Raw genomic sequence first — 26,664 nt, forward strand, 5'->3', positions numbered from 1 at the left:
CTATTTTCTTACCGCCAGCGACACGGTAAAGATGCCAAACTCATCGATCAACTGGTGGCATTTCTCAAATCCAGCATCTTCGACCAGCGTATCCATCTCTTTCTGGCTGCGTACGCGCATCAACCAGGGAATACCGTTCTGGTGGCTGGTTAAGGTCCATGCGATGGTTTTCAACTGCGGATGCCACGGTTGCCCGGTATAAACCAGCACGCCGCCCGGTGGAATGGCGGCTGCCAACCCGGCCAACGAAGTTTTGATTAACTGGTTGCTCGGGAACAGTTCATACAGGCCGGAGACAATGCCCAGCGTCGGCGCAGGCGCGAGTGTGGCGAGCGAGTCATAATCGAAGGCATTGCCTTTTTTGAACTGCGCGAGATGGCCTAATTGACGCGCTTCAATCATCGCCTGGCCTTTTTCCACATTCAGATCGCTGTAATCTCGCAACAAGATGCTTTCAATTCCCGGCTGTTTCTCTAGTGCATCAAGAACGTAGCGGCCATGTCCGGCGGCTATGTCGACTACGCGAATCGGCAAATTGTGCTCTTGCAGTTTTGCTACGGCCTGCGCAATCACCTGCTGGATATTCTCTTTGCGCATGCGAATGCCGCGCCAGCCAATGCTGTTGAGGTACTGCCTGTCGATGATACGGCCAATAATGCCGGTGCCTTCAGCCGTGTTGCGGTAGACATAATCCAGCGTACTGCCAGAGTCAAAGCCGGTTTCATATCCCAGGCGCATGCCTTTAGACAGCCTGCCAATGGTTTTCATGCCAAAACTTAATGAAGCGTAGGACACGCCTTGTAGTGAGCAGCGCTTAGGTGGCGCCTGCAACTCACGGTACGCATCAGCGCCCGGACTCCACTGATCTTCATGGCTGTAATCGAAGGTGTAAGGTGCAGCGTGGTAAAGCTGTTCGATAAACGGCTTCATTTTATCGAAGGCAAGCTGGCGATCCTTCTCTCCCAGCGTATCGTGATAAAAACCGGGCAGAATATGCTGCTCTTTGATGGCGCTACGCAGCCCCTGATAGAATTTTTTCTGCGGTTTGGTGTGCACCACAAAATCATCGCCGGATATCAGCAGCTGGGTTGGCACGGTGATGGCGGCAGAGTCAGCAACAATACGCTCCGCCGTTTTATACAGATCCAGCAGAATATTCACGGCAATCTGACGGGTGATGAATTTATCCTGCTCAAAGCTGCGAATGCGCTCTGGGTCGTGGCTGAGAAATTTCCCTTTGACGTAAGAGTTCACGTAAAACAGACCGCGAATACGTTGCAGCATAGCCAATCCCGTGCGTGCGAAAGGCACATACAGCTTCACCTTGAACGCTGGAGAGGCCAGCACCATACCGCGAATTTTAGGTGCGTAATCATGCACCCAGGTAGCGACCAGCACCGCACCGACGCTTTGCGCAATCACAACAATATCTTCAATGCTCACCCTGGCTTGTTCAGCGACAAAGCGAACAAATTCATCGACGTCCTGCACTGAGCGAGCCAGGCTTGGGCTGTAACCTCGTTCTCCCGGCGAATGTCCGTGTCCACGCGCATCCCAGGCGTAAAAATGGGCATCCGGCATCAGTAACTCATCGACAACATGCTGCAAACGCCCGGAGTGCTCATGCCCGCGATGAAATAGCACAATCACTTTTTTGCTCTGCGCATCCTGCGCGGGCCAGTGGCGAAAATAGAGAGATTCACCGTCGCTGGTTGAAAAAGATCCTTCCTGAAATAAACGTGCTTCCTGGCTCATGATGATTTCCTTATGGCTTGCTGTTGTAATTCGACAAAACGATTTAATAACGCGCTTTTAAATTCGGCCTTGTTGTCCTGATAACGCAGCGGATCGTCGATATAGATATCGATAAAGAACGGCACCGGTATTTTCTGACCTTTACCCATTGAGCGATCCAGCCCGTGCATATAGACCGGAATGATGGGCACATCCGGGCACTGCTGGCTGAGATGCCACAGGCCAGATTTAATTTCTGACAGTTTCCCTGGCTCGCCGCGCGTGCCTTCCGGGAAAATAATCACGATTTTCTTTTCCGCCATCGCATCGACGCAGGCCTGCAATGGATTAGCCTGATGCGCCCCGCGATACACCGGGATGATGCCAATTACCTTGAGCGCAAACCAACCCACCACTTTGTTTTTCAGGAAGTAATCAGCGGCAGCCACCGGCTGTACGTCCACTAACGTCGAGAGGGGGAATAAGGTGAACAGCGTCAGCACATCAAGATGGCTGTTGTGGTTTGCCACAATGATCGCCGGGCCTGTTTTCGGTAGCTTCTTGCGGTTGGCCACGGCGACACCCAGCCAGATCCACACCACCGGATAAGCGATGCACAGGGTAAAGAGCCAGCGCAGCATGCGGTTCATGTGCGCCTCCTACACGTAGAAGTAGTAATAGAAGTGGAAGAACAGCGGCGCGGTGTAGATGAGTGAATCGAGTCGATCCAAAATGCCACCGTGTCCGGGCAGCAATTTGCCGGAATCCTTCACACCAAAATCGCGCTTGATCGCCGACATCACAACATCGCCGCAAAAGCCGCTTGCACCAATAATCAACCCAGCACCCAGCGAGTGGAGAAAGCTCATCGGTGTCAGCAGTGGACCAAGAATCACGGCCAGCAACATGGTGGTAAAGATGCCACCCAGCAAACCGGCCAGCGTCTTATTCGGGCTGACGTTGGGCGTCACGCGAATCCTGCCCAGCGATTTTCCCCACAGATACTGGGCAATATCATTCAACTCAGTCAGCGCAACGAGGAAGAACACCAGCAGCGCACCGGCGCTGGCGTCGGCACCGGGTAAAGTCATCAGGTAGGCCACGTGGCTCAGAGCGAACACGGTGGTCATCATGCCCCAGTGCATTACCGACGCAGAGTGCAGAAAACCTTTGGTATCACCGGCAATCACCATGCGAGCGGGCAGGAACAGGAAGACGTAAACCGGGATAAAAATGATGAACATGCCGTACCAGGCCATGCCGGTCCAGAGATATTGCACCGGGATAGCGGCATACATCCACAGCAGCGGCATACTGTCAGAACGCCGCGTGGGTGCTAACGTCAGATACTCTTTTAACGACAGGAAGCTGATAAAGCCGAAAAAGGTCAGCGCCAGCCACTTCGGCGACAGCATTGCTAACGAGAACAGGCAGATAATCACCCACCAGCTATTAACGCGCTGCTGCAATTCCAGCCAGTTGCGTTGTGGGCGGCACTTTCTCAGCACAAAAATAATCAGCGTCGCCAGCATGAGAACACCGAAGATACCGCCCAGGCAGTAATAAAGCAGGTGTCTGGAGTCAGCCATTTTTCACCTCCATCGCATTGCGGCAGCGATTCAGGCAGGTCCAGCACAGCAACAGGGTGGCAAGGACAAACACTGCGTTAGCGTAGCCGATAGACTGCGGCCACAGCGCAATCACCAGGCCGAGAGCACCAAAGATAAATGCGCGGTCACTTTTGCCTAACGGGCCACGGTAGCTTCGGATGCCGTTCAGCGTCTGGCACATCACACCGCAAAATTCGCTCAGCCAGGAAAGCAGCACGACCAGCACAACCCACCAGGCAGAGATGCCAGTAACAAAGGCAAAAGCGAGGTAGAGTGCGGCGTCGGAGATTATGTCACCCACTTCGTTGAGGATTGCCCCGAGGGTGGATTGCTGATGGAATTCCCTGGCTAACATGCCATCAATGGCGTTTAGCGCCATGCGGAAAAACAGGAAAACGGGCAGGGTGATAAAAAAGCGTGGATCGGGGAAACGCATCAACAATGCGCCCAGTACTGCAGAAGTGAGCATGGCAAACAAGGTTACCTGGTTGGCGGTGATACCCTGCGCATGTAACTTGACGACCAGCGGTCTTAATAAATGCTGAAACTTCGGTTTTATATCGTATAGCGTCACTTTGTGGCTCCTGCCGTTAAATTGAATAGTTACTTCAATAATTCCAAATTCAGGGTGTTATCCCTTACTTCAATCGTGCGTGGTGAATCCGCATCAAGCTCCTCACGGCTCAGCACCCGTTTCCATGTACCGCGCTCCCGGTCCGGTTGGCGGAACAAGCCCACGACTGCGACAAACTGCGCCTGCTTCTCCATTGGCATATCCAGGCTGACGCTTTGTCCCGACATGACGCTGAGCTGCCGCTGCGCCACCAGGCTCTCTTTCAGCACCCAATCTGGCTGTGTCAGCAGGCTGCTGTATTCGGCATTATCGAAACGTTGACGCGTGCTGAGCTGCAAAATATTCAGGCGCAGAGGCATCGACTGCTGGGCATCGTCCTGATTAATCGCCATGCGTGCAGTGAAGGTCAGGTGCAGGGTGTTGACCTGGCGATAAAACACGGCATCAGCAATGCTTGCTGTTCCCTGTTTGGTTTTTTGCCACGCTCCACAACTGCTCAGCAACGTTGGCGACAGCAAAATCAGCAACACATGAGCGAAGCGAACTTTCATTGTTCACCTCCCTGATACGCATCTTCATTTTGCGTAGCGGAAATAAATATCCGCGCTGGCATGCGGAAGCCGCGCAATTCGAGTAGCGCTAGCGGGCCACTGCCGAGCTCCGTACGTATCTGATAGTTGAGTGCCAGCCCGTCTGGCGTCGGCCAGGTAACACGATAGATGTTGTTCCCCAGATTGGTGATGCGGGCTTTATCCAGCAGGCGGATCAGGCCCCAGCTTCCAGGGTGATCGGCATAAATGCGGGTTCCGGTATGAGTGCTGCGCCAGGTCAGCGTGGTTTGCGGTTGCCAGCGGTTGTCAGGCCAGTTCAGCGTTTGCCAACTCTCTTCCTGGTTAAAATATTGCAGCTTCTGGCGATCCACCGTCAGCTCCGATTCCACCACGTCGCGGGAAGGTTTTGCCATCATCTGAAAGTGCAGCTCTACATCTCCCCGGACAAATGCGGTATTAGCGATGTGCGTCAGTTTATTCAGCGCATTCAGAAAAGCAGGATCGAACGTCTGTCCCTGGCTGTTCATGGCATCCGGCACCCAGCGATCGCCTTCGAGCCGCAGAAGGCCAGCGAGGCGACTGTTAACGAACTGCGCGATACGTCCGGTGTCGGTACGCATAAACTGCGCTAAATGCGGTAAGGAGACGTCGCTTTGTCGGTTAGCAAACGGATAGCGGTCGGCAAACGATTGATCCCACGGCGTTACAATATCGTTCTGCCATTGACTGTTAATGCTTTCAGCGGTGGGGCTGAGCACTTGCTCCCACGCCTGCACCATCGGCTCGACAAATATCGCCTGACCAAACCCGCTCCACTCCTGTCCGAGGCTGGCAGCAATCAGACTGCCGTAATCGCGGGTGTCAGTGAGATCAACGGCTTTGCCCTGAAACACCGTCAATGCTAACGACTGCATCATGGCCTGCGGATCCGGCGCGTTGGTGACCTGCTGCAGCCGCAGACGAACACGGGTAATACGCGTCAGGAAGGTTGGCAGGCTGAGGCTATCTTTAGCCGCTGCGCCGGTATCGGTTAGCGCCAGCAAGGGTCCAAAGGCGTCATCCATTGGGCCACGTGCACCTTGTGGTCTGGCGATGGCCTGGGTTTTGTCACTGCTGAGCAGGTTCTTTGCCGAGCTCACCAGCGAATCGGTAAGATTACCGCCAGTTTGCCCCGTCCGGCCTTGCACATTCAGCGTGTTCATCAGTGCAATCAGTGGTGACTGGCGTATGTCGGCCAGCAGGGTTAACTGTTCAATCGATTCTGACAGGCTCTCCGCCCGCTGCCATTGCAGGCTGTTGAGGAATTTCAGCCAGGCTCCGGCGTAATCGGAGAAATAGCGATCTGTCAGCCGCGCTTTCAGCGTTTCCGCAGAGACATCATTATTGCTGGCCGTTTTGTTATCACTCAGCACCCAGTCAATTTCATCGCGACGCACTTTCGCCACTTGCTCAATCGCAGGCTCTACTGCCTCTTCCCACGCTTTACGGGTAAAGACGCCGGGCACGGTTTCATCGGTATTGAACAACCTGCTGCTGTCGGTGCCGCTGACCATCTCACTGAGCGTCATATCAGCATAATCATGGGACACCTGCTCGATGAGCTGCTGATAGCGCGAGGTCTCCGCATGGCTGGCACCAATCTGGCGCAGCAGCGCTGAGCGCATACTGCTGACCAGTTGCATATCCGGTTGTAACTGCCACTCTGGGTGCGCAGGCAGATTCGTCATCATAAAGGCCAGCATAGCGCCGCCATTGTTGCGCCAGCTTGCGTCCGGAATGCCATCACGCTGTTGCCAGACTTTCATTACCGTGGCGCTGAAAAACGCCGGATCGGATTGTTCGGGATGTGCCAGCATCAGGTACGCTTTCAGCAGGTCATACATGCTTTTGGCCTCATCAGCCCGCAGCGGGCTATCGGGCGGCAGGTTACGCCAGCCGCTCATTAGCGTAGTCAGGCGCTTGACGGAGGCATCACGCAGCAGCGGCATAGCCGCCTGCTGCCATTGTTGCCACAGCGAATCCAACAGTGCGTCATTCTGGCTGAGCCCAAAACGCATATACCAGGGCGCACCATATTGCTGACGATGCTGCAGACGATCGATCTCTTTCTGCAACTCGCGCAAGGCTGAAAGCTGCTGCTGCAGCGGCTGACGGGAATCTGTTGCGGTGACGGCAAGGTGCTGATCTGCCTGTATAAGACGCATATTGGCAATCCAGGAAAACACCAGGCAGGCCATCCACATCACCAGCAGGCAGGAGCAGAGCGTCAGCACCGTTTTCCGCCATGAGGCACCGTTAGTTAGCGGCCTGCGCCAGCGTAGCGCCAGTAAATCCCGCCAGGCTTTTCCCGGCTGCCAAGCATTTCGCAATGAAGCGCTTCCGGTGGTCTCCGGCTGGCTGAGCACGACTCCCGCCAGCGGCAGCGCTCTTGCACCTGTGGAGAGCTGTAACAAGGTTCGTGTCAGGCGATCCGCGCCACCGCTGCGCAGCACGTGCGCCAGTTCCAGTAAAAAACTGTGCTGGCGATTTTGCTCAATCTGCTGCATGCCGCGCTCAACCAACTGGTGCTCAAGATCATCCAGTGACTGACGGTAATCGTGCGCACTATCACTTTGCGCAATGGTAAATCCGATCCCCTGCGCGGGGGCGCTATGCAGAGAGGGCGCGTGAATCTCCCACAGCCACAGCGGGATATCCTGGCCCAACAGGTTGTAGCGCTTCTGCATCTGGCGAGCCGTGGTATCCAGCACATCCTGGGTCATTTCCGCTTCTGCGTTCACTACCCACACCACCGCATCGGCCAGCTGGCGGCGAATTTTGCGTAACGCCCGCAGCTGCGGGGGTAGCGGATCTTCCTGCGGACTGCCGTGCCAGAGCAGCAAGGTATGATGCCCCTCAAGCCAGTGTTGAGTTGTCAGGCCGGGAATACTCCGTTCAACCAGATGCTCATCGCCGACCACCAGCAGAATGCGTACCCGGCTGCGCCAGCGCCACCGATACTGGTAGCGCATCTGGGTAATGATCTCCTGCACCCACTGATTTTCGGCAGGGCGCTTTTTCTGCGAATCAGTTGCGCCTGTTGCTTCACGCGCGTTGAGTCGCACCAGCCCGCGCCAGGCGAGAATAAACAGTGGACAGAACCACACCAGCGCCAGCCAGACCATCAATGACCAGAAAGCAATCTGGCGCGGCAGAGCTTCCGGCAGATCAATGCTGCTGCCTGCGAAGTAATAGAGCCCTGCGCCAGTCAGCACCAGCAGGGTTACGGCTAGCAAATAGCCACAAACCAGCCAGAACAACGAGTGCCGGATATTAGTGCGGGAGGTTTCCACGGGGAATACAAACTCCTGTAATGTATTGAGATTCCATTTCTGCGGCGATCCAGCCGCAGGACTGGCCGTTGAACGCCGAGAGCAGCGCCAGCGACCGTAACGTAAACGGTGTGATTTGCCCGGCATGGCCGAGCCATGGGGCAAGTACGTGATCCAGCGCGGACCAGCCGCCCTCCAGCAATGCTTCCATGGAGGGGGCATCTGCCGCGATCACCGTATCCGGCATATCACTTAATCCGGCATAACGGGAAAGCTGTGCGACGGCCAGAGTGGCCGTTTCACCCAACGCCGGTTGCCAGCACTCCGAGCGATGCATCAGCGCAGTCCCCTGCGCCGAGCAGAGCCAGGCAAAGGCCGCTTCCCCGGCAACCGGGGTGCAATCAGCCAATCCTTCGCCGCTTCCGGAACACAGCAGCAAAGCCGGAGCTGTATTGGCGAAAAGGTCGATAACGCTATCTGCGCCATCAATTGCACTGAGTCGAAGGGTTTCCTCTGGCAACGTCATGCCCGCTGCCAGTAGCGTTTCGCGAAAGGCGAGCAGACTTTGGTCATCACCCAGCCAACAGAGATGGGTGATTGGGCGTGCATCACCTGACTGACGAAGATGCGTCACCAGGCGATTGGCGAGATAAGCCGCCAGCATCACAGGACGACTGCGGCCGCTGTTAAGCACCCGTGGGCAACGCAACGCAGCATAACCTTGCGCAGTGATGCCCGGTTGTGGGGCGTCTGCTGGGTGCGACAACAGCGCCAGATGTTCGGATGCGTCTTCTCCGGCTGGCGTAACCAGCAACACGGCTTCAACTGGCAAGGCCCGGCTGCGCTTTCGCCACCAGGCATCCAGCGCCAGCGAGATTTCTGCATAATGCGTGCGGCTATTATCGGTAGATTGCAGCCATACCAGCCAGCGCAGCGTCACCGCCAGCAACCAGCACAGCAGCGGCAAGACCAGCGCGCAGAACCAGAAAAGCAGCGAACGGGTCGGCTTTCCCTCCGGCCACAACAGCATGGTTGTCATCGCTGATATAAACAGCAGCACGGGCAACGCCACCCACCAGCGCCGCCAGCGGACCGGATAAATGGTGGCGTAATCGGCATAAACCGGCGGTTGGTTCATCCGCAGACATCCATATCCGGCAGGGAACTGACCAGCGTGCAACCACAGGCGCATTTATGCCCATCGAGCGCCACCGCTTTACCGTTTACGGTGCTGTTGGTTGCTCCCTGAATGATGGTGGTCATGCCGTGCTCGTTGCATTTCGCTTTGTCATTGACGCAGGCCACCGGCTTGCCAAATGCGTTAAAGCTTCCGCTGAGTACTTCACCACCGTGAGGTTTGAGCGTATCGCCAACGCGCACCAGTTTTTTAAGTGTCATACCACTCGCGCTCCCGATGATTTCAGCATATCGATGGCAGAGGTCATCATGGCCTGGTGCTGCTCGCTCACCACACTGGTGCGAGCCAAGGCAACTGCAGTGCCTGGGTGGGTGGTTGCCCTTGGTGGAGTGAGTGTTTGAACCACACCGGTCGCCATATCCTTCACTTTATAAGTCACATTGCTATAAGCGGTTTTTGGCTCGATAAAATAGATGACGTTATTAGAGGTTGGCGCGGCGTTGATAACTTTGCCTTCGACAGAAATCAGGCGAAGGTTTTTATTGGTCTGGTTGCCGCAGTAAAGCATGCGATAGCGGAAATAACCGCCCCAGGGTTCACGTCCAGCCAGTGCACTTTGCATAAACCAGGCGCGGGAATCGTGAATTTGTTCATCGTAAAGGGCTAACAAGTCAGCACGCGGTTGAGTACGAATACCGGTGCCCAGCTTGTCGATAAACAATTTCGGATAACGACGATCGCCATCTGCTTTCATCTGCTCGTATTCCGCTTTTTCATCATCACCGTTGATCAGAAATACGGCATGTTTCGGTATTACATCCAATGCAATTTGTTTGGTTTTATCCCACCAGTTTCCATTAATATCCCGCCCCCAATCTTTATAATCATGCTGAAATTCACGGGCAGCTTCGCGAAGCTGATATTGTGAATTGGTGGGATCCAGATCGGGTTTGCCCTGTAAACTTTCGTCCAGTGGCAAGCGGCTCTTTTGGGCTTCTGCTCGCCGTGAGTCAAGCGCTTTTACCGCTGCTTTATGGTCATCCGCTTCTTTTTTAAGTCCTTCAGGAGTTAGCTGGGGTGCTTTGTTAAAGAAACTGTTGGCAAAATCATCGCCCTGAGGAAGCATACTGCCGTGAGCGTAGCGGCCAATGCGCCACGCGGTGATCCAGCCAATCTGATCGATCAGCGCACTTTCAAGTGTCTGAGAAAGTTGATAGGCGCGATAGCCTTCTGATGTATCTCCCGCCTCTTTGCTCCCTTGCAGAGTTGTACTGAGCAGGGTTTGACGCCAGATGTTGAAGCGTCTCACCAGCGTTTTACTGAAGTCGAATTCTCCTTGTGATTCAGGAGACATAGCTCTTGACGGTGAAACGTCTTTTATTAGTGCAGAAATACTTTTAGGTAAAACTGCTAATGGTGCACCCGCCTCAAATGCCGCAACATATATATCGTGAAGAACAATTTGCGATAATAATTCGCCAGTGCCATTACATGATTTCCCTTGATCCCCTGGAGGATAACCGCCACCAACATCCGAGTGCATCCCGGGATAAATGACTTCCTGAGTGTTGGCCGGGTAACTGTCATCAGGACGACGAACGGAGTCAAGAGGGAAACATAAGCGCTGTTCGTGTGCGGCAACAAAATGCCGACAACACTTAATCAATCCAGGAAATTTACGCTCATCAGGTAATTGTTGACTATTATCCGCCCAGCCCATATGACCTGCAGCACCCGGCATCATGTGAGCTGCTCCAACAGACGCCACCGTATCCAGTAATCCCAGAAACTCAATACTGATGGGTAAACCAGCGAGTTTCAGGTGATCACCCTTTAGCTTGGGATCGGGTAACTGGGTTAACCAGTTTACAAAGGTCCGCGCTTCAGCAGCTCCGCGAGAAAAACCATAGATAAACAACTTAATACCCAGAAGATGGGGCTGCTGGGTTTGGGCTGCCTGACTTTCCAACGTCTTTAACAAGGGATTGATCACATTACGTCGGTTCACTTCGCCTGAAAAAGCTCCGCGAGCTTGCATGCTGGGCAGCATTCCCTTCGCTAATCCATCATCAAGGCGTTTGGCTCCTTTGGTGATGGCATAAGTCAAAGCATCCACTAATCTCAGCAACGCCCAGTTAATTCGATCTTCTCCACCTGCGGCGAAAGCCAGACCATCATTGCTGTAATCCATTTCGCCAATTTTTGGGAAGGGGGTGCCAACACCCGGAATGTAATAGCGAAAATAGCCTTCACCATCAGCATTTTGATATGTCGCATGATACAACTTCGCGATATTGGTAGGATGCGACGGTTTAGCAATACGCGTATCGTTCTCTTCGTTATTTCCCGTCCCATCGAAAAATAAGCTGATATGTAGGCTTCTACAGCAAGGGACGATGCCCTTCTTACCGATATCTTCGGCAAGACTGGCTCGGTTATCAATTTCTTCGCGAATCTGCTTTTTGTAATTGCCATTAATCTGCATTTCGCTAAGTTGCAAGCGTCCAGCATCAGGAAAAACCGGGGGCGCAAAGCAAGGCAACGCGAGGCTCATTTCACGGGACATGCCGGTGGCTCCTTCATGTTAAGTGGTTCCTTGATCGGATAATTCTCAGTGCCATACCCGGAACAAACAGTTGTGACCTTCACCTTATTACAAGGCAGAAAGTGCACAGTTAAGCCACAGCGCTCCTTGCCAAACTGCGGAATATTAACGATGGCACTGTATTGTTGATATTTTGTTCTATGCTGTTCGTATGCTTTACGGAACTCATCCGTTCCTAGTGGAGGTAAAATTACATTAGGATTGGGGTCAACTTCCCATTCAACCCTAGCTTTCAAATCAGGCGTCCACTTTTCAGGAAGCATGATGCAGCAATATCCCCCGCCTAGACCTGGAACGTGGTATCCATTCACTGAAAAACCATTTATACCCTGTCCCTCGACATGGTTTACTGCACGAAGATCGCCAGCGGTATAGCCGTCATCAACGCTTGCCTGCGAGCAACCTGAAAGTATCGAAGCAACGATAAAAAACAATCCTTTATTCAACCAATCGGATGTTTTCTTTTTCATTTCCAGGCTCCTTCCATCATTAACGTTATCTGTCCTGAAGCAGAACACTGAGAACGCTCGGACAATGACTGTAATTGCTGGAAAACATCTTGTATGGCTTGCTTATGAATGAAATCGTAGTTGTAATATTCATCTTCATAATTAACCAGCATGACTCGATTGCAAGGCATAAATATTGCGATGATACTTGCGGCTTTAAGCAGAGATTCATCGGGAGTATATGATTCAGTGAAGTCGCTGATATCCTTCGTCTCTGCTTGTAGAAGCCTTGTTCCAGCATCCCAGCTAATCGTCACAGATTCTGGAGGAATAGATGGATTCTCCTTTGTCATCAGGGATGCTTTATTAAGTTTTCCTGATGCGCTACCAGCCTGAGGGATAATTCTAGTTCGGGATTGAGTAAGTATTTCTCCAGTGCTTTTTTTTCGAATAGTATAATCAACGTCTGGTTGACCCGTCATATTGACGGCAAAAACTGGGACATAATTTTCCGCGGGTTGTTTATAAACTTTAGGCGAATTGCTGATGGCTAGATCGACAGGCAATAAAAGTGTATCGATCACTGCATCAAAGGGCATCGAAATAATTGAGAAAACGGGTAAAATTCCACCAGTAAATAACCACATGAATGCATTAGTGGTAATGCGTATATCGGTATCAACTCCGCGATAAACTTTTTCGCTACTTTCTCCGCGCATCAATGTCCCGCATCCAGCTAGCTGCACAAACAAAATTGCGCAGATTAACTGTTTGCTCAGCGTACTAAATATCCATTTTTTCATTCGCTTTATTCCTTATAGTCCAGTAGATCGCCTATATATCCCGCCCGGCTTGCTTTAATAGCTATTTCCAGGCATTGCGCAAAGTGTTCCTCTCGTGAGGGAACCAAAGTTGCTTGCTCCTTCATCAACATCTCGGCATCACTAATACATCCCATCAGTTCAACCTGCGCATCGCTAATTCGGCTCATTTCCGGGGCATCAGCAAGTTGTCGACCCGGGTTCCAGGTACCTATTTTCCACACCACCTCGTCATCCCGATCTCGCCAGCTCCAGAACAGCGCGATATCGGTGAACGCCGCCTGTTGTTCCGGGGTTAGGACATGTTCCAGCAAAGAGGGAAAAACGCGGTTGTCGTAGTAGCGAAGTAAGCCGGTTTGCTCTTCCCAGTGAACCTGAGAGAGTGCTTGCAGATGGCTGCTCAGCAGATCGAACGCCAGCGGTGATAGCAGTAACGTCAGGCGCGGCGAGCCGGAGAAGTGCTCCACCAGTTGTTCCAGCCAGCGCTGGTGGCTGCTGGCGTTCCAGTGCAGTCGCATTACTAGCGGCGAATACTCTGCTGTTGCGGCTTCCGGCGTTCCCTCAAACAGCGCGAACCAGCGCAATGGCGGAGCGATCTGGTTTAGCGCCTGCTGCAGCGGCTGCGCGGTACCGGCCTGATCTACCAGAACATCGATATAATCCTGCCCGGCTGCTCTGCATAGGTCAGCAGCCTGATGCAGCCATGCCTTGCCGTTGTTTTTATTCGTCATCGCTAGCCCCTCGGCGCAAAAGCCAGCGCCGCTTCCTGCGCTTTTTTCAGGCACGCTTTGCACACCGATTTAGGCAGCTCTGGCAAGTGAGTTTCTTCGCTGGTGGGAGAATTCCAGGCATGAACGCCACGGATACTGGTTTTACCCGGTGAATGGATCTGTATATCACCCTGCGGCGTAATCCTGATGGTTGCGCCACCGCAGCCCAGCACGATGCCGTTTTTCGCGGTCAACCGCAGTTCACCCTGAACGGTCTGCACGCTGATATCTTTCATCGCCGTCAGGCCCAGCGTGTCAGCGTGGGATTCCACCGTCAGTGGTCCTCTGCCTGACACCATGCGGATTCCCTCCTGCTGAGATAGCAAAGAAATCGCCTGGCGTGCGTTAACCTGGATACGTTTACCACTGGCAATACTGGTTTCTTTCTGGCTTTGCAGATGCAGAGTGGTGCCTGAGTTAAGCAGGATACTTTTGGGACTAACCGCACCGATGCCTTCCGGTGCGCTCAGCAGCATTGCCGGGGATTTCAGTTGATCGACTGCGGTCAGATAAGCCTTGAGATGGGTAGCATCTGGCTGGAGATTGTGATGTGACTGCGTGAGGGTTTGCCAGTCACTAATCTGGTTGAGCGCATCTTTGATAAGGCTTACCGCCGAAGCCATCTCCAGCACCTGACCCGTTGCGCTGCTTTGCGCATCTGCAGAAAGGAACAGACCTTTGCCCGCGCGCAGCGTACCCGTGCTGTCCGTACGCAGTTCAAAACCTTCACCCCGCTTATTGCGGGCATTATCAACGATATGGCCGAGCGATAGCTGGCTCTTACCGCCATACTCTGTCGAGAGTTTGACATGCTCATAACCCCGACGGTCCTCAAATCTGAGTTTGTTGTTTGCCGGTGTTCTTAATACATTACGTTGATAATTATAAAGATTAACAGGGTCTTCATGGCGCGAGTCGTGCATTGAGCAGAGGATATAGGGCCTGTCCGGATCGCCGTTGGTAAAGGCAATCATGACCTGCGTTCCGGCTATCAGCGGGAAGTGCCAGCCGTAGACATTCCCAGCATAGGGCTTCGCTAACCGCACTGGCACACTTTCAAAACCGGATTGCCATGACGCATTCAGATCGAACTGGAATCGCACCCGATATCGGCCATATTCATCAAGTTCGGCATACTGCGCATTATCGACCGGGCTGGTTACACGAGCCAGCAGTGTTCCCGCAATGTGCGGCCTGGCTTTCAACGGCGGGCGATAACTCGTGCGAGAGCGCACCGGTACGGCGGTAAAGCAGATCATGTAGGCCGTATCGCGCGAAATTCGGGTTGAAGAAGTTGAAACCACCAGCAGACCATCCGGCGCGTATGGCCACGCTTTACCCTGAGGTGAGAGCACCATGCCCGGCCGGACGTCTATGGCATTGGTCATGCCGTCAAAGACGATTTGCTCGGTGATCAGACGTTCCTGGCGACGCCGGGCAAACCACTGTCCCTGTTCCGGCAGTGTTTGATACTCTTTGCCTTGTTCCTGATAGTTCTCTCCGTAGCGGTAAAGCGTTCCCGTCAGTGCCGGTATATCGGGATCGGTTTCAACCTCGGCCTGCATGTCATTCTGCGTATGGCGGTAATACTCATCATTGAGTTTTGTGCTTGCTGCTACTGACTGATGGTTGACGGATATTTTCCACAGTGACTCCTGACCACCATCAAACAGGCCTGACGGATGACGACATGCAATGCGCATTTCTGTGGCGTAGGCCTGCGAGCTATCACCCAGCACCAGCACATCACGGTGATTTTCGTCATCCCAGATGAAGTAATAAAACACGCCAATATGTGCGAGGTGGCGCTCAATAAATGCAAGATCGCTTTCCGCGTAAGAGATGTAGAAATCGCGTACCGGATACTGAGTGCTCAACAGGAAGTGATAATCAAGTGAAGAGAATGCCCAGTGTTTGAGAATGTCTTCGACCACACCCGGCACGCTTTTGTGTTGATAAACGCCATACGTCAGGCTCGTTCTAAGCAGTGCGAGGCGAGATTCCAGAACCACGACATATCGCGTTTCATCAGCGGAAGATTCACACTGCTGAAAAGCAGTAATCACGCCGCGTAGAATGCGCGGCTCTACCGTTTGCCAGGGTTGACCGTCGGGATAAAACAGCAACTGAGCCGTGCTGTTAATGAAAATATCTGCCGGGATATCGCGGGTGGCACTGGTTATCTCAATCGCGTAGCGCCAGGGCGTATTTAACGCCTCCTCACCGCTGAAACGCAGCACCGACAGCTGAATATCCGGGTGCTGATTCTTCAGCGCAGGGATGCTGAGCTGATAATGGTTGTATACCGGCGTATTTCCACTCTGGAGAACAAAATCCTTTCTGCCCATTAACAGATTCCTTCCTGAAATGTGTATTGGTCTGGCGTTTACCCTTTGCCAGTCAGATATTGCAGATAACCGTTCATGATGAATGTGGCAATAATAATGGTAACCATCACACCGCTACGAATAAGCCAGGGAGAGCGTTGCCAGAAAGATGTTTCAAAGGAGGTGCTCTGAATAAAAACCGATTTGTTGGGGGATTCATCCTCCTCAGGTAATAGTAATTTTAGCTTCTGCATCAGCTTTATACGCTCATCGTTATCTTCATTCAGATACTTTCCGCAATAGCCAAAGCGCAACATGCGGTAATAACAGGCCACGATGGCTTCCGCAGGCGCGGGTTCGTGCAGCAGCTTCCAGATGCGTTCGTAGAAGATCTCGCCGCCATTCAGGTGGCCGAGAAAATAACCCTGTAGAGGCGTGCGTTTCCACCAGACGGAAATGTCTGCACCTGGGATCGTCATGATCAATTCGTCGAGAAATACGCTATGCGCAAATATGATGTCTTCGCGGAGAGCGTGGGTGACACCCGCGATGTTGAGCTTATCCTGAACCTGCTGAATTAGGGTAAAACAGCGCTGATAGAGCACATCATCAATCGTGATGGTTTGCCCGTTTCGTATGGCGAGAGACAGCAGCCAGGTTTCCTGCATCAGTGAGTCAAGAGTACTGACTGTAATATTGTGATCTGAAGACGTCATGAGCACCATCCTGGTAACTACTGAGTAATATTAATCCCTTAATCCGATAACAAATTAAATCGGGTGTATTGGCAATGTTTATTATGAGAGCAGTTAAAATGCTGGACTGCGAAACTTTTGCACAATGTTTAAACTTCAGTGGTGATGAAGATATTACATGGCGTGATAATTTATCAAGCTTGAATTTCAAGTTTTGGAATGAGGTTCTATTTATGAGCTGGTTTTACCAAACCTATTAAAAGTAACGTTAACGTCATCTTTTTACGGGTGATAATTACTTATATTCTTTGATTTAATTAGATTTTCAATTAGAAGCGCTAACCACAAAACAGTAGCGTTCTGGCAAGGGCGCATTGGGTTAGGTTCGCAGCATACGATGTCACGAAACTGTAGGGCTACAGCCTGACGTAGTTATTGAAGCTGTATTTATTTAGCGTGAATGTGTATGCGCGAATGTATGACGTTTTATAGAGGCGTTAATAATTACAGGGAAGGGTTATATTATTTTGGCTTTAATGAGTTTTACAGTTTTATGTTCTCAATAATATTTTTAACCAACGTCAATGCGCCTATTTATCAGCATATATTCAGTTCTTTTTTGGATGTTATTAACTTTCACTCTTACTTTTTTACCTCCCGCAACCGTGCAATCAACTCATCCAGCCCGCTCTCCACCAGCATCTCCACCGCATCGCTCCTCGTCGTTTCACTCAACCGCACCACCTGGTCGATTTTCCTTAAAACAGACATGCGTAATGACAGTGACACCGCTTTCTTTTTTTCTTTATCCAGAAATACCCGGCTAACGGTTTCGCTCTGTTGCCGTTCGGCGTTGAGCTTGAGTGCTTCATTAATATGGCGCAGGCTTTTCTTATCCAGCTTGCCGGGTGCGGTGAGTTGGTAGCAGTGGGTGAGGCGGCTGTATTTGATTTCCGCTGACCAGGATTCACGCAGTTCCTTTAGTGCGCGCGTTAGCGTGGGTTCGGAGCAGTCGAGCGAGGCTAAAATGCGGCTGGATGCGACCGGTTTGCCGCTGCTGAGCAGTGAGGCAAGCATAAATACGCGTGTCTGTCGGGTACTGAGTTGCATGGTCGATTGAAGCCTGCGTTAGTGATCAATGGTCTGTATCGCCCTCCTGGCAAACGGTTTGCGACAGTATCAGAGGGTAGTTAAATATCAGGTAAATAGGTTACGAGAATTCTTATGTCCAGTTTGTGGTTCGGTGGTGACGCGGTGGGCATGAATGCCCACCCTACGAAAACCGTGCATAGCTTTTGCACCGGTTAAAGGTCAAAGGTGCGCGATTAATCGCGCCGCTACGGAGTGTGCGGTTTGGTGAAATCGCATCTCTTCTCATAACTGGCACCGTTTTAACATGGTGCGCGGTGGTAACGCGGTGGGCATGAATGCCCACCCTACGAGGTTTGTCATTTAGGTCACCAGCATCAATGCGCCGTCGGAGCGGGTATCCGGCGCAATGCCATATTCCTGCGCGCGCGCCAGTATCGCGGCGGCCCAGCGGCGATGCGTCGCCGGTTCGCACATTGCACCCTGCGATTTAAACACCGCCTGGCTGGAGTTGAGGATGCGGAAGGCATCAGCCTGATCGCTGGCCGAAACCATCAACATGTCCTGAATCTTGCCGATCTGGCTGGGGTGAATAGCGGTTTTGCCCACCAAACCGTGCGCGATATCCAGTGCCAGTTCCTGATCCATAATCTGCTGATCGTCGATGTGTTCACATACCGGCGCGGTCAGCGCAAAATCCCGCGAAGCGAACACCGCCACCAGCATTTTAATGGTGTAACCCATTGGGCTGTCATACAGCGTGAATTGACGCGAACGGCGCAGTGACAGCACGTTCATCAAATCATTACCACCGATGCGCAGGGCGATCACGCGCTGGCGGCAAGCATGGTTTTGCAGCGTGAGGGCCAGCTCGCGCATCGCCACTACGTCAAATACCTCTTCAGTTTCCAGCGTCGGCATCATGCACAGATGGCTCGATTCAAGCATGTGCCACCACACCGGCAGAGAATCAGCGGTGAATTTCGGCAGCACAAAGCCATCGATCGCGCTGAGGTTGAGGTTTTTCACCAGCCACGCGCCCATCTCGCTGTTGCGCGGACGGATAAACACCAGCGGCCACTGCGCATTGCCATTGGCACGCTGTTCGGCATTCAGCTCCTGCAGGATTTGCTGGAGATTGTGCAGCGCCTGCGGCAAATCCGCATCACTGACCGCATCTTCCAGGCAGATCACCAGCGAGCGCAGGCCGCTGATTTTATGGTGCAAAATGGCATCAACGATATCGCTGCGCACCGCCGGCATATACAGCGTTGCGCCCAAACGCCACGGAGAGAGACGGTCGTTCATCACAGCACCTTTTTGATTATCGTCACGGCGCGGTATTGCCCAAGATCGGCTCCCGCTTCTGTGATGGTTAGCCCTTTTTGTTGGGCCAGATAGACCAGCAGCGCCACGTCGGGATCGTCCACCGAACGCACCAGCACCTGATCCGGCACGCGACGCAGTACGGCGCGCGTGGCTTCAGCGATACCTGGCTTGATGCGGTTAATGCTGTTCACCTGATAACGCGCCGCCAGCATGGCGATCACCGCTTCACTGTTTGCGACTAGCTGTTGCTGACGTTGTGGATCCTGCTGACAGGCGGGCAGGGCGCTGATATCCAGCGAACGTGCGTATTCCGCCACGGTGTCCACCAATTGCTGGCTGCAATCGTATTGCGCCAGATGGTCGCACTGCACGCAGCCGTGCAAACCCTCTTCAGACCACAACGAGCGCGAGATCAAGCCCGATACCGGCGCGCCCATAATGCCAAACGGGATCAGCCAGTCATCATCGCTGGCCGAAAGCCACGCCCGCCCGCAAGGATCGGCCAGCACCACCAGGCGCGGTTGCGCCGGATAACCGGGTCGATGTTCCAGGCTGCGGATCAGTTCGCCAGTGATGGCGCCTTTGCCGGTCCAGCCATCGACGAACACGATGCCGTCGGTGCCGTGGCGGGCTTCGATGATTTCCAGCGCGGCCTGATCAATGCCGCGATCGCGGATGATGCTAATGCCGTAATGATAAGATTCGCGGCCCATCGCGCGCAGCGCCTGTTGCAGCATCACGCCGAGCGGCACGCCCGCGCGCACCAGACTAACCAGCACAATCGGCGTGTCGCCAAACTGCTGCGTCAGCGTCCGCGCCAGCATGGTGACTTCTTTCGCCAGGCGACCTGCGCCCTGATCCAGCGCGCGCGAAAACAGCTCGAGATGCCAGCGCGTCGGTTCCGGTTCCTGGCTCAGCATCTCAGAGTAGTGACGCGCGCCGGATTGGATCAGCTGCTCTTTTTGCTCGACCGGCGTCATGTCGATCTCGACCGGTTTCAGCAGAAATTCGACGTCGCCGGGTTGGTACGATCCAGAGAAAGGCAGGTTATTCACCATCTTATTGTTCTCCGAATAGGGATTGGTTGATGCGCTCGGCAAACTGACTCTGACGCGGAATGCCGTACCAGCTGCACAGCTTCATAAAACGGTGATCGCTGAGGCTGTCACCGAGGCCAATCACCGGGAAGACGCCGCGCTCATTACGCAGTTTTTCCAGCAGGAAGCTGACGGCTAAGCCTTTTTCCACCACGTTCGGCAGCCAGGCGACGTTGTTGCTGTTGCGATGGATGTAATAGCCCGCGGTGGGGAAACGTTGCTCAATTTCATCGGCGATGGCGTAAAGCTCCTCGAGGCGCGTGCTGTCGCGATGCTTCATCACCAGATAGATCGGCGTCACGCCATATTCATAGTTGATGCGCGCCCAGCCGTTGATGTCGCGCTCTGCCATCAGGTCGGTAATCGCCTGCTGCATGGAGAGCAGCGCCGGGCCGTAGGGCGTCAATTTTTCCAGCATGTGCGCGCGCCATTCGGCATCTTCCTCACCTTGCGGGTTGAGGATTACCGCGCCATGCGTCGTCACCGCCCAGGATCGAAAAGGGATCTGCACGCGGGCGATCTCTTCGGTGCCGCGAGCGGTGACCGGGATCAAATCGGCCTGCTCAATCATCCAGTCAACGAGCATTGACTGCTCTTCGGTCATAAAGCTGCGCGGCTGCAGGCTGAGATCGAGCGCGCCGGTGCGGAACGGCTGCAGATCCAGCTCGTTCACCATTTTGCGGCGCGTCTGAAATAGCGTGTCGTCGAGGTCGGAAAAAATTACCGGTTTATTCATAGCTGATCACTTCCACCTGTGGCGCAACCTTAGCCAATGCCGTGGTTAACAGCGGATCAACGCTGTCGACGGGCGTTTCAATGCACAACACAATGCGGTCAAACTGCTGATGCGCCACGTTGTAAACGAAGTTGGCGATGCCAAGGCCGTAGTTATCGCCGAAGGCGATGGCGGACTCGATGGCAAAGCCGCTGGCGATCGGTGAGCGCGTGGTGGAACTGTATTTCACCTGCGCACCTTGTGCCGCCAGGCGTTCGGCCAGCAAGAAGGGTTCCCAGACAAATTCACTGCTGCCGAGCACGAGGATTTTCTCACCCGGCTGTGCCTGAAGGGTGCGGCCAAGATCGCCAGCCGGCGCTGCCATGCCGAGTCGGCCCCAGCTCTGTTTACCGGTTATTGGCACGGTGGCGGCATCGTTAAGTGCGACGGCGGGCATCGGCGGCAGCGCGGCGTCGGGATCCTGTTGCCAATGCCAATCACCTTGTACCAGCGAAATGCTGCGCAGTGGCACCGGGCAGCGTGCGGCTAAGGCATCGCCGCTCCAGTCAGTCAGCGTGACGGCGACAACCTGTTCGATGTGGCTGAGTCCGCCATCATTACGGAGTGCCTCGAGCAGATTAATAAAGGTGTTGCCGGTGGTGGCTTCGTCATCAATCATCACCAGCGTGCGCGCATTCAGCACGCGCTGGCGCAGCTGCGCATCCTCGGGCAGATAGATCAGATGATCGGTAGCGTGGCTGTGATTCTCTTTAAACTCGCACAGCAAATCCGCTTGCTGTGGATGGCGCGTCGAAGTGAGATACACCGCTTCGCTCACGCGCTGGCGCACTTCATCAAATACGCCCGCGCCCAGGCCAACAGCGGTTTCGGCCATGCCGATAAACAGCACCGGGCCGTCAGCGATAGGCGGAAACTGTTCGGCGAGCTGGCGATAAACGGCGCGCATTTTTTCCGGCGCGACCGGAATATGGCGGCCCAGTACTTTACTGACGAAGAGAAAAGCGCGCTTGGGGTTGCGGCGCTCGGCGATCTCAAACAGATCGTCGATAGCGCTGATGCCGCCAGTTGGCGTGACGCTCAGCGTGCCGCATGAAAGCGTCCTGCTCCAAAGTGTGGTCATGAATAATTCCTCATTGAAGCTGGTTGGACAGGACGGGGTTGTAAGCAACCACGTCGCTCAGCGCGCGGACGGTGGCGGGCGTGAAGGCGCTGCGGGATTCGTCGATCGCCTGCGGGTAACTGATCAAGCCTAGCTGGCGTAGCGCAAACAAGCCGGGAAGATTTACGCCGCTGAAGCGGGTGTAACCAATGCCGCCGGAAGGGCGCATATTGATCTCCAGTAATAACGGTTTGCCGCTGGCATCATTGCGCGTCTGCACGTTGATCAATCCATCCGCGCCCATGGCTTCAGCACAGGCTTGCGCCAGCTCAAAGGCCTCACCGCTGTTCTCCAGATACTGCAATGCGCCTTCTTTGCGGCGCGCTACGGCGGCTAGCACCTTGCCGTTTTCCGCCAGCATATCAACGGAATATTCCGGTCCCGGCAGCCACGGCATCAGGACCAGCGGCTCCATGCTGTCGGCGGCTTCCAGCGCCTGTAAGTAATATTCTGCTTTCACCCGGCGCGCGTCTGGATGGGTAAATACCGCCATCGGCGAGACGCTTTCATCAAACTGCCAGAATCCCATGCCATAAATACCGGTAACCGGTTTTACGCACAGCGGCAGATCGCCAAACGGCTGGCTAGCAATCAGCTCGCGTAACTGTACGGGCGAATCCACGCGCAGTGAAGGCACCACCGGCAAATTCAGGCTTTTCATATGGTGGGCGAAAGCGACTTTGTCATCGGCCAGATCCAGCATGGCGACATCGCGTGCGCCAGTGGTTAAGCGCGCACCGCTGGCTTCAATTGCCGCGCGATGGGTTTCAAACCAATGGGCATGGCGGCCGGTATGAATCGCCTGAATGGCATGTTTTTCTACGGTTGAAAGAATAAATTCGAGGCGCTGATTGATATCGTTAGGTTCTATTAATGCATGATCGGCCAGAGAAAGTATTTCATTACGTTGATGGCGATGGGAGGCATAAATAGACACGTTGTAGTTGTGTTTTTTAGCTGTGAATTTAATGCCATTAATTATATCGCGCTGGGAGGATAAACCTTCCATTAGCCAAATTTTGTGAGACATTTCTAATTATTTCCGCTGGAGGCTTGCCGGTGGGTTATGGCTTGCGAGTTTATTTATACGCTCGAAAGGAGTCAATCATAATATGATTTTTTACCCTAACGTAACTTTATGAATTTTAATGTAAAGAATTGTCATGTTTAGTGCGTGGGTTGAACTGCGGTGATTTGCTTAACTTGTTCTTGTAAAACGATTTATTGTGTTTCATGAAATTGCTGTGAAAATTAATGCCGCTCATCAATACCATCATGATATGATTTTGGCCTCATGGAATTTGAAGCAAATATAAAACCCTTTTCAAACCTGTTTGAAGGAATTATGACATGGTTTCATTAAGCAAGAATCAGACGGTCTCACTCAGCAAACAAACCGCTTCGCTGAATAAATTACATTTCGGCTTAGGCTGGGATCCAATTAAAAAGAAAGGCTTCATGGGCAAGCTTTTTGGTGGCGGCGGCGATTCCATCGATCTCGATGCCAGCTGCGTATTACTGGACCAATCCGGTAATGCCATTGATACCATCTGGTTCCGCGCATTAACCTCCAAATGTGGTTCGGTGAAACACAGCGGCGATAACCGCACTGGCGAAGGCGATGGCGATGATGAAGTGATCAACGTCGAGCTGTCTCGTCTGCCGGCCAATGTTGAGTATCTCGCATTCACCGTGAACAGCTTCCAGGGCCAAACCTTCAACGAAGTGGAAAATGCCTTCTGCCGCGTTGTTGATCAAAATGGCAAAGAACTGGCGCGCTATCAGCTGACTGAGCAAGGCAGCCATACCGGCATCGTGATTGCTTCACTGCACCGCAACGGCGGTCTGTGGGACTTTACGGCGCACGGCCGCGCGAGTGCTGGCCGTACCATCGACGCGATGCAAAATGACATCGTTGCCGCAGTGGTGCGCTAATGAATATGACGCCGGGGAGCAATGCTCCCGTTCCCGCTAATCTGCTAACGGTGCGCGTGCTTTCTGGCGCAGCCGTGGATGCTTCTGCTTTTCGTCTGTTCGCCAGCGGCAAAGTGAACGGCGATGCCGATATGGTGTTCTACGGTCAGCCGGATAATGACGACCGCACCATCAGCCTGAAAAGCGAAGGGCACAATGCCGCCTTTTCTGTCGATCTCAACCGCTTGCGCCCTGACGTGCAGAAAGTGGCCTTCACCGTCACCTGTGACGGCGGCCGCAACGTGTCGGGTTTGCAACGCCTGGCAATTCAGGTGGAGCAGGGCGGTGAAGTGCTGCTGAATGGCAGCGTGGAGCTGGTGGGACGTCAGGAAGCGGCGTTGATCCTCGGCGAACTTTACCGTCGCAATAATGACTGGAAATTCCGTTTTATTGCACAGGGTTTCAACGGCGGCTTGCAGCCGCTGGCGGAACATTTTGGTGTCGATGTGGCTGACCCCGCGCCCGCACCAATACCTGCGCCAGCGCCGCAGGCGGCTCCGGCGCCAACTCCGACGCCCGCGCCGGCAAAAATCAATCTGAGCAAAGTTTCTCTCACCAAAGAGAAACCGGCGATCAGCCTGACCAAGCGCGATAACTTCGGTGAAATCCGCATCAACCTCAACTGGCATCGTGAGACGAACAGCGGTGGTGGCGGGTTGCGTTCATTCTTCGGCGGCAACAAAGGCGTGGATCTCGATCTCGGCGCCTTCGTGGAGCTGCAGGACGGTTCGCGCGGCGTGATCCAGGCACTGGGCGGCAACTTTGGCGCCATGCATGCCAAACCTTTCGTACACTTGCAGGGCGACGATCGTACCGGCGAAGTGAGCGATGGTGAATGGCTGCATATCAACGGTCGCGAGTGGAGTCAGATTCGTGAAGTGCTGATTTTCGCCTTCATCTATCAAGGCGCGGCCAGCTGGGACAAAACGGATGGCGTAGTGACGCTGCACATCCCAGACCAGCCACCGATTGAAACGCGTATGACGGAAGGCGAGAACCGCCGCAACATGTGTGCGATTGCTCGTCTGGTCAATGAGAACGGCAGTATCCGCGTCGAGCGTATCAATCAATTCTTTAACGGGCATTCCGATATGGATAAAGCTTTCGGTTGGGGATTCAACTGGCGAGCCGGTTCCAAATAATTACAGACAGAGGATTTACTATGAGCTTTTTCAACAAGGTTAAAGGGGCGTTTAACTCGGGCCGCGACGAGCTGACCAAACAAGTTAGCCGCTTTAAAAATAAGAAATTCATGCAAGGTACAGTGGCTGTTTGCGCACGCATTGCGGTTGCAGACGGCGGTGTGAGCGCGGAAGAGAAGCAGAAGATGATCGGTTTTCTGCGCGCTTCCGAGGAATTGAAAGTTTTTGATACCACGGAAGTGATTGATTTCTTCAACAAGCTGGTGAGCAGCTTCGATTTCGATCTGGAAATCGGCAAGGGCGAAACCATGAAGTACATCCTGGCGTTAAAAGATCAGCCGGAAGCCGCACAGTTGGCGGTCCGCGTAGGTATTGCTGTCGGTAAAAGTGACGGTGATTTTGATGCTGACGAGCAGAAAGCAGTGCGTGAAATCGCCGTGGCTTTGGGCTTCGATCCAGCAATATTTGGGCTTTAAGTTTTCGTCCTTTAAGGGTTAAACATGGAATCTACACATATTGGCTTTCCCGCTGAAACCGTCGCGGTTTTCATCGCGCTTTCAGTGGGCGCTATTTTTATCGACCTGTTCATGCACCGCGGCGACAAGCCGATTTCGCTGAAAAGCGCGGCGTTATGGTCGGTGTTTTGGGTGGCTGTGGCGATGGGTTTCGCCGGCTTCCTCTATATCCATCACGGCGCTGAAGTTGCCAGCCTGTTCGTGACCGGTTACGCACTGGAGAAAGTGCTTTCCGTCGATAACCTGTTCGTGATGATGGCGATCTTCTCGTGGTTCGCCGTTCCAGACCGCTACCGTCACCGTGTGCTTTATTGGGGCATCATCGGTGCCATTGTCTTCAGGGGCATCTTCGTGGCGATCGGTACCGGCTTGCTGAGTCTCGGTCCATACGTCGAAATCGTGTTTGCGCTGATTGTTGCGTGGACAGCGGTGATGATGCTGAAAAGCGGCGATGACAGCGACGAGATCGAAGATTACTCGCAGCACCTTGCTTATCGCGGCGTTAAGCGTTTCTTCCCGATCTGGCCAAAAATGCGTGGCAACGCCTTCCTGCTAAATCAGAAGGAAGTCGATGAAGAGCTACAGAAGCCCGAAAACAAAGATGTGACAGTCGGTCGCGCTAAGAAAGCCGCGCTGTATGCCACGCCGTTGATGCTATGTGTGGCGGTGGTTGAACTCTCTGACGTGATGTTCGCCTTCGACTCCGTGCCGGCGATTATCGCGGTGAGTCGTGAACCGCTTATTGTTTACAGCGCCATGATGTTCGCCATTCTTGGCTTGCGTACCCTGTACTTTGTACTCGAAGCATTGAAGCAGTATCTGGTTCACCTGGAGAAAGCCGTTATCGTGCTGCTGTTCTTCATCGCGGTGAAACTGGGTCTGAATGCTACCGATCATATCTGGCATCACGGCTACAGCATCTCGGCTAGCGCCAGCCTGTTTGTGGTACTCGGCGTGTTAGCGGTCGGTATTGTGCTCAGCGTGATGTTCCCCGGTAAACCCGAGGAAAAAGAAGAGAGTTGATCTTCTGCCAGCAAT

At 53.5% G+C, this 26,664-nt stretch carries 24 protein-coding genes; 4 read left to right on the forward strand and 20 right to left on the reverse strand.

Features of this window, described 5'->3' with window-relative positions; translation table 11 throughout:
* The 20 genes from ACRQ84_RS01125 to ACRQ84_RS01220 form a co-directional block, all read right to left on the reverse strand.
* Entirely contained in the window at positions 1-1,755 is a 1,755-nt protein-coding gene (locus tag ACRQ84_RS01125; protein WP_483816958.1) for a bifunctional alpha/beta hydrolase/class I SAM-dependent methyltransferase, read from the reverse strand.
* Positions 1,752-2,384 carry a lysophospholipid acyltransferase family protein gene (locus ACRQ84_RS01130; protein ID WP_483816959.1) on the reverse strand — a complete coding sequence of 211 codons (633 nt, stop codon included), beginning with the start codon at positions 2,382-2,384 and terminating at the stop codon, positions 1,752-1,754. Before ACRQ84_RS01130 ends, ACRQ84_RS01125 begins: the two co-directional genes overlap by 4 nt.
* A gap of 9 nt (positions 2,385-2,393) precedes the next feature.
* Positions 2,394-3,323 (reverse strand): phosphatidate cytidylyltransferase, encoded by a 930-nt coding sequence (locus ACRQ84_RS01135; protein WP_137385335.1) that lies wholly within the window; start codon positions 3,321-3,323, stop codon positions 2,394-2,396.
* Positions 3,316-3,918 carry a CDP-alcohol phosphatidyltransferase family protein gene (locus ACRQ84_RS01140; RefSeq protein ID WP_483816960.1) on the reverse strand — a complete coding sequence of 201 codons (603 nt, stop codon included), beginning with the start codon at positions 3,916-3,918 and terminating at the stop codon, positions 3,316-3,318. The genes ACRQ84_RS01135 and ACRQ84_RS01140 overlap by 8 nt, the downstream gene beginning before the upstream one ends.
* A 29-nt stretch (positions 3,919-3,947) precedes the next feature.
* Positions 3,948-4,469 (reverse strand): type VI secretion system lipoprotein TssJ, encoded by a 522-nt coding sequence (gene tssJ / locus ACRQ84_RS01145; protein WP_483816961.1) that lies wholly within the window; start codon positions 4,467-4,469, stop codon positions 3,948-3,950.
* Positions 4,466-7,801, reverse strand: a complete 3,336-nt coding sequence (locus tag ACRQ84_RS01150; protein ID WP_483816962.1) for an ImcF-related family protein — start codon at positions 7,799-7,801, stop codon at positions 4,466-4,468. Before ACRQ84_RS01150 ends, tssJ begins: the two co-directional genes overlap by 4 nt.
* Positions 7,782-8,918 (reverse strand): hypothetical protein, encoded by a 1,137-nt coding sequence (locus ACRQ84_RS01155; protein WP_483816963.1) that lies wholly within the window; start codon positions 8,916-8,918, stop codon positions 7,782-7,784. Before ACRQ84_RS01155 ends, ACRQ84_RS01150 begins: the two co-directional genes overlap by 20 nt.
* Positions 8,915-9,178: a PAAR domain-containing protein gene (locus tag ACRQ84_RS01160; RefSeq protein WP_483816964.1), complete on the reverse strand. Its 264-nt coding sequence runs from the start codon at positions 9,176-9,178 to the stop codon at positions 8,915-8,917. The genes ACRQ84_RS01155 and ACRQ84_RS01160 overlap by 4 nt, the downstream gene beginning before the upstream one ends.
* On the reverse strand, positions 9,175-11,484 hold the full coding sequence (locus tag ACRQ84_RS01165; RefSeq protein ID WP_483816965.1) for a T6SS phospholipase effector Tle1-like catalytic domain-containing protein: 2,310 nt from the start codon (positions 11,482-11,484) through the stop codon (positions 9,175-9,177). The genes ACRQ84_RS01160 and ACRQ84_RS01165 overlap by 4 nt, the downstream gene beginning before the upstream one ends.
* Positions 11,469-11,993, reverse strand: coding sequence for a Tli1a family immunity protein (locus ACRQ84_RS01170; protein ID WP_110865689.1), 525 nt, complete (start codon positions 11,991-11,993; stop codon positions 11,469-11,471). Before ACRQ84_RS01170 ends, ACRQ84_RS01165 begins: the two co-directional genes overlap by 16 nt.
* Positions 11,990-12,775 carry a YceK/YidQ family lipoprotein gene (locus ACRQ84_RS01175; protein WP_483816966.1) on the reverse strand — a complete coding sequence of 262 codons (786 nt, stop codon included), beginning with the start codon at positions 12,773-12,775 and terminating at the stop codon, positions 11,990-11,992. The genes ACRQ84_RS01170 and ACRQ84_RS01175 overlap by 4 nt, the downstream gene beginning before the upstream one ends.
* Positions 12,776-12,780: 5 nt before the next feature.
* Positions 12,781-13,524: a toxin Tle1 chaperone Tla1 gene (locus ACRQ84_RS01180; protein ID WP_483816967.1), complete on the reverse strand. Its 744-nt coding sequence runs from the start codon at positions 13,522-13,524 to the stop codon at positions 12,781-12,783.
* Between the two features lie 2 nt (positions 13,525-13,526).
* Positions 13,527-15,911 carry a type VI secretion system Vgr family protein gene (locus tag ACRQ84_RS01185; protein ID WP_483816968.1) on the reverse strand — a complete coding sequence of 795 codons (2,385 nt, stop codon included), beginning with the start codon at positions 15,909-15,911 and terminating at the stop codon, positions 13,527-13,529.
* A gap of 38 nt (positions 15,912-15,949) precedes the next feature.
* Entirely contained in the window at positions 15,950-16,606 is a 657-nt protein-coding gene (gene tssL / locus ACRQ84_RS01190) for a type VI secretion system protein TssL, short form (protein WP_483816969.1), read from the reverse strand.
* 621 nt (positions 16,607-17,227) lie between these two features.
* Positions 17,228-17,695 carry a tellurium resistance protein TerW gene (locus ACRQ84_RS01195; protein WP_483816970.1) on the reverse strand — a complete coding sequence of 156 codons (468 nt, stop codon included), beginning with the start codon at positions 17,693-17,695 and terminating at the stop codon, positions 17,228-17,230.
* Between the two features lie 342 nt (positions 17,696-18,037).
* Positions 18,038-18,982 carry an HpcH/HpaI aldolase/citrate lyase family protein gene (locus ACRQ84_RS01200; RefSeq protein WP_483816971.1) on the reverse strand — a complete coding sequence of 315 codons (945 nt, stop codon included), beginning with the start codon at positions 18,980-18,982 and terminating at the stop codon, positions 18,038-18,040.
* Complete coding sequence (locus ACRQ84_RS01205; RefSeq protein WP_483816972.1) at positions 18,982-20,061, reverse strand: cysteine protease StiP family protein; 1,080 nt, start codon at positions 20,059-20,061, stop codon at positions 18,982-18,984. The genes ACRQ84_RS01200 and ACRQ84_RS01205 overlap by 1 nt, the downstream gene beginning before the upstream one ends.
* Before the next feature lies 1 nt (position 20,062).
* Positions 20,063-20,836, reverse strand: coding sequence for an HAD family hydrolase (locus ACRQ84_RS01210; protein WP_483816973.1), 774 nt, complete (start codon positions 20,834-20,836; stop codon positions 20,063-20,065).
* Positions 20,829-21,956: a phosphoribosyltransferase domain-containing protein gene (locus ACRQ84_RS01215; protein ID WP_483816974.1), complete on the reverse strand. Its 1,128-nt coding sequence runs from the start codon at positions 21,954-21,956 to the stop codon at positions 20,829-20,831. The genes ACRQ84_RS01210 and ACRQ84_RS01215 overlap by 8 nt, the downstream gene beginning before the upstream one ends.
* 10 nt (positions 21,957-21,966) lie before the next feature.
* Entirely contained in the window at positions 21,967-23,025 is a 1,059-nt protein-coding gene (locus ACRQ84_RS01220; protein WP_483816975.1) for an ATP-grasp domain-containing protein, read from the reverse strand.
* 320 nt (positions 23,026-23,345) lie between these two features.
* Here ACRQ84_RS01220 and ACRQ84_RS01225 point away from each other — a divergent pair, with 320 nt between their 5' ends.
* From ACRQ84_RS01225 to ACRQ84_RS01240, 4 genes are read left to right on the forward strand one after another with little or no spacing between them, the layout of a single operon-like run.
* Positions 23,346-23,930 carry a TerD family protein gene (locus ACRQ84_RS01225; RefSeq protein ID WP_064740512.1) on the forward strand — a complete coding sequence of 195 codons (585 nt, stop codon included), beginning with the start codon at positions 23,346-23,348 and terminating at the stop codon, positions 23,928-23,930.
* Positions 23,930-25,111 (forward strand): TerD family protein, encoded by a 1,182-nt coding sequence (locus ACRQ84_RS01230; protein WP_483816976.1) that lies wholly within the window; start codon positions 23,930-23,932, stop codon positions 25,109-25,111. Before ACRQ84_RS01225 ends, ACRQ84_RS01230 begins: the two co-directional genes overlap by 1 nt.
* Before the next feature lie 20 nt (positions 25,112-25,131).
* The gene (locus ACRQ84_RS01235; RefSeq protein ID WP_064740514.1) at positions 25,132-25,587 is read left to right on the forward strand and encodes a tellurite resistance TerB family protein; all 456 of its coding nucleotides are present in this window, start codon (positions 25,132-25,134) and stop codon (positions 25,585-25,587) included.
* A 24-nt stretch (positions 25,588-25,611) separates the two neighbouring features.
* On the forward strand, positions 25,612-26,649 hold the full coding sequence (locus ACRQ84_RS01240) for a TerC/Alx family metal homeostasis membrane protein (RefSeq protein WP_064740515.1): 1,038 nt from the start codon (positions 25,612-25,614) through the stop codon (positions 26,647-26,649).
* Positions 26,650-26,664: the final 15 nt, after the last annotated feature.

The sequence above is a fragment of the Pantoea sp. E2023-21 genome, assembly GCF_051302795.1.
GTDB lineage: Bacteria > Pseudomonadota > Gammaproteobacteria > Enterobacterales > Enterobacteriaceae > Pantoea > Pantoea ludwigii_A.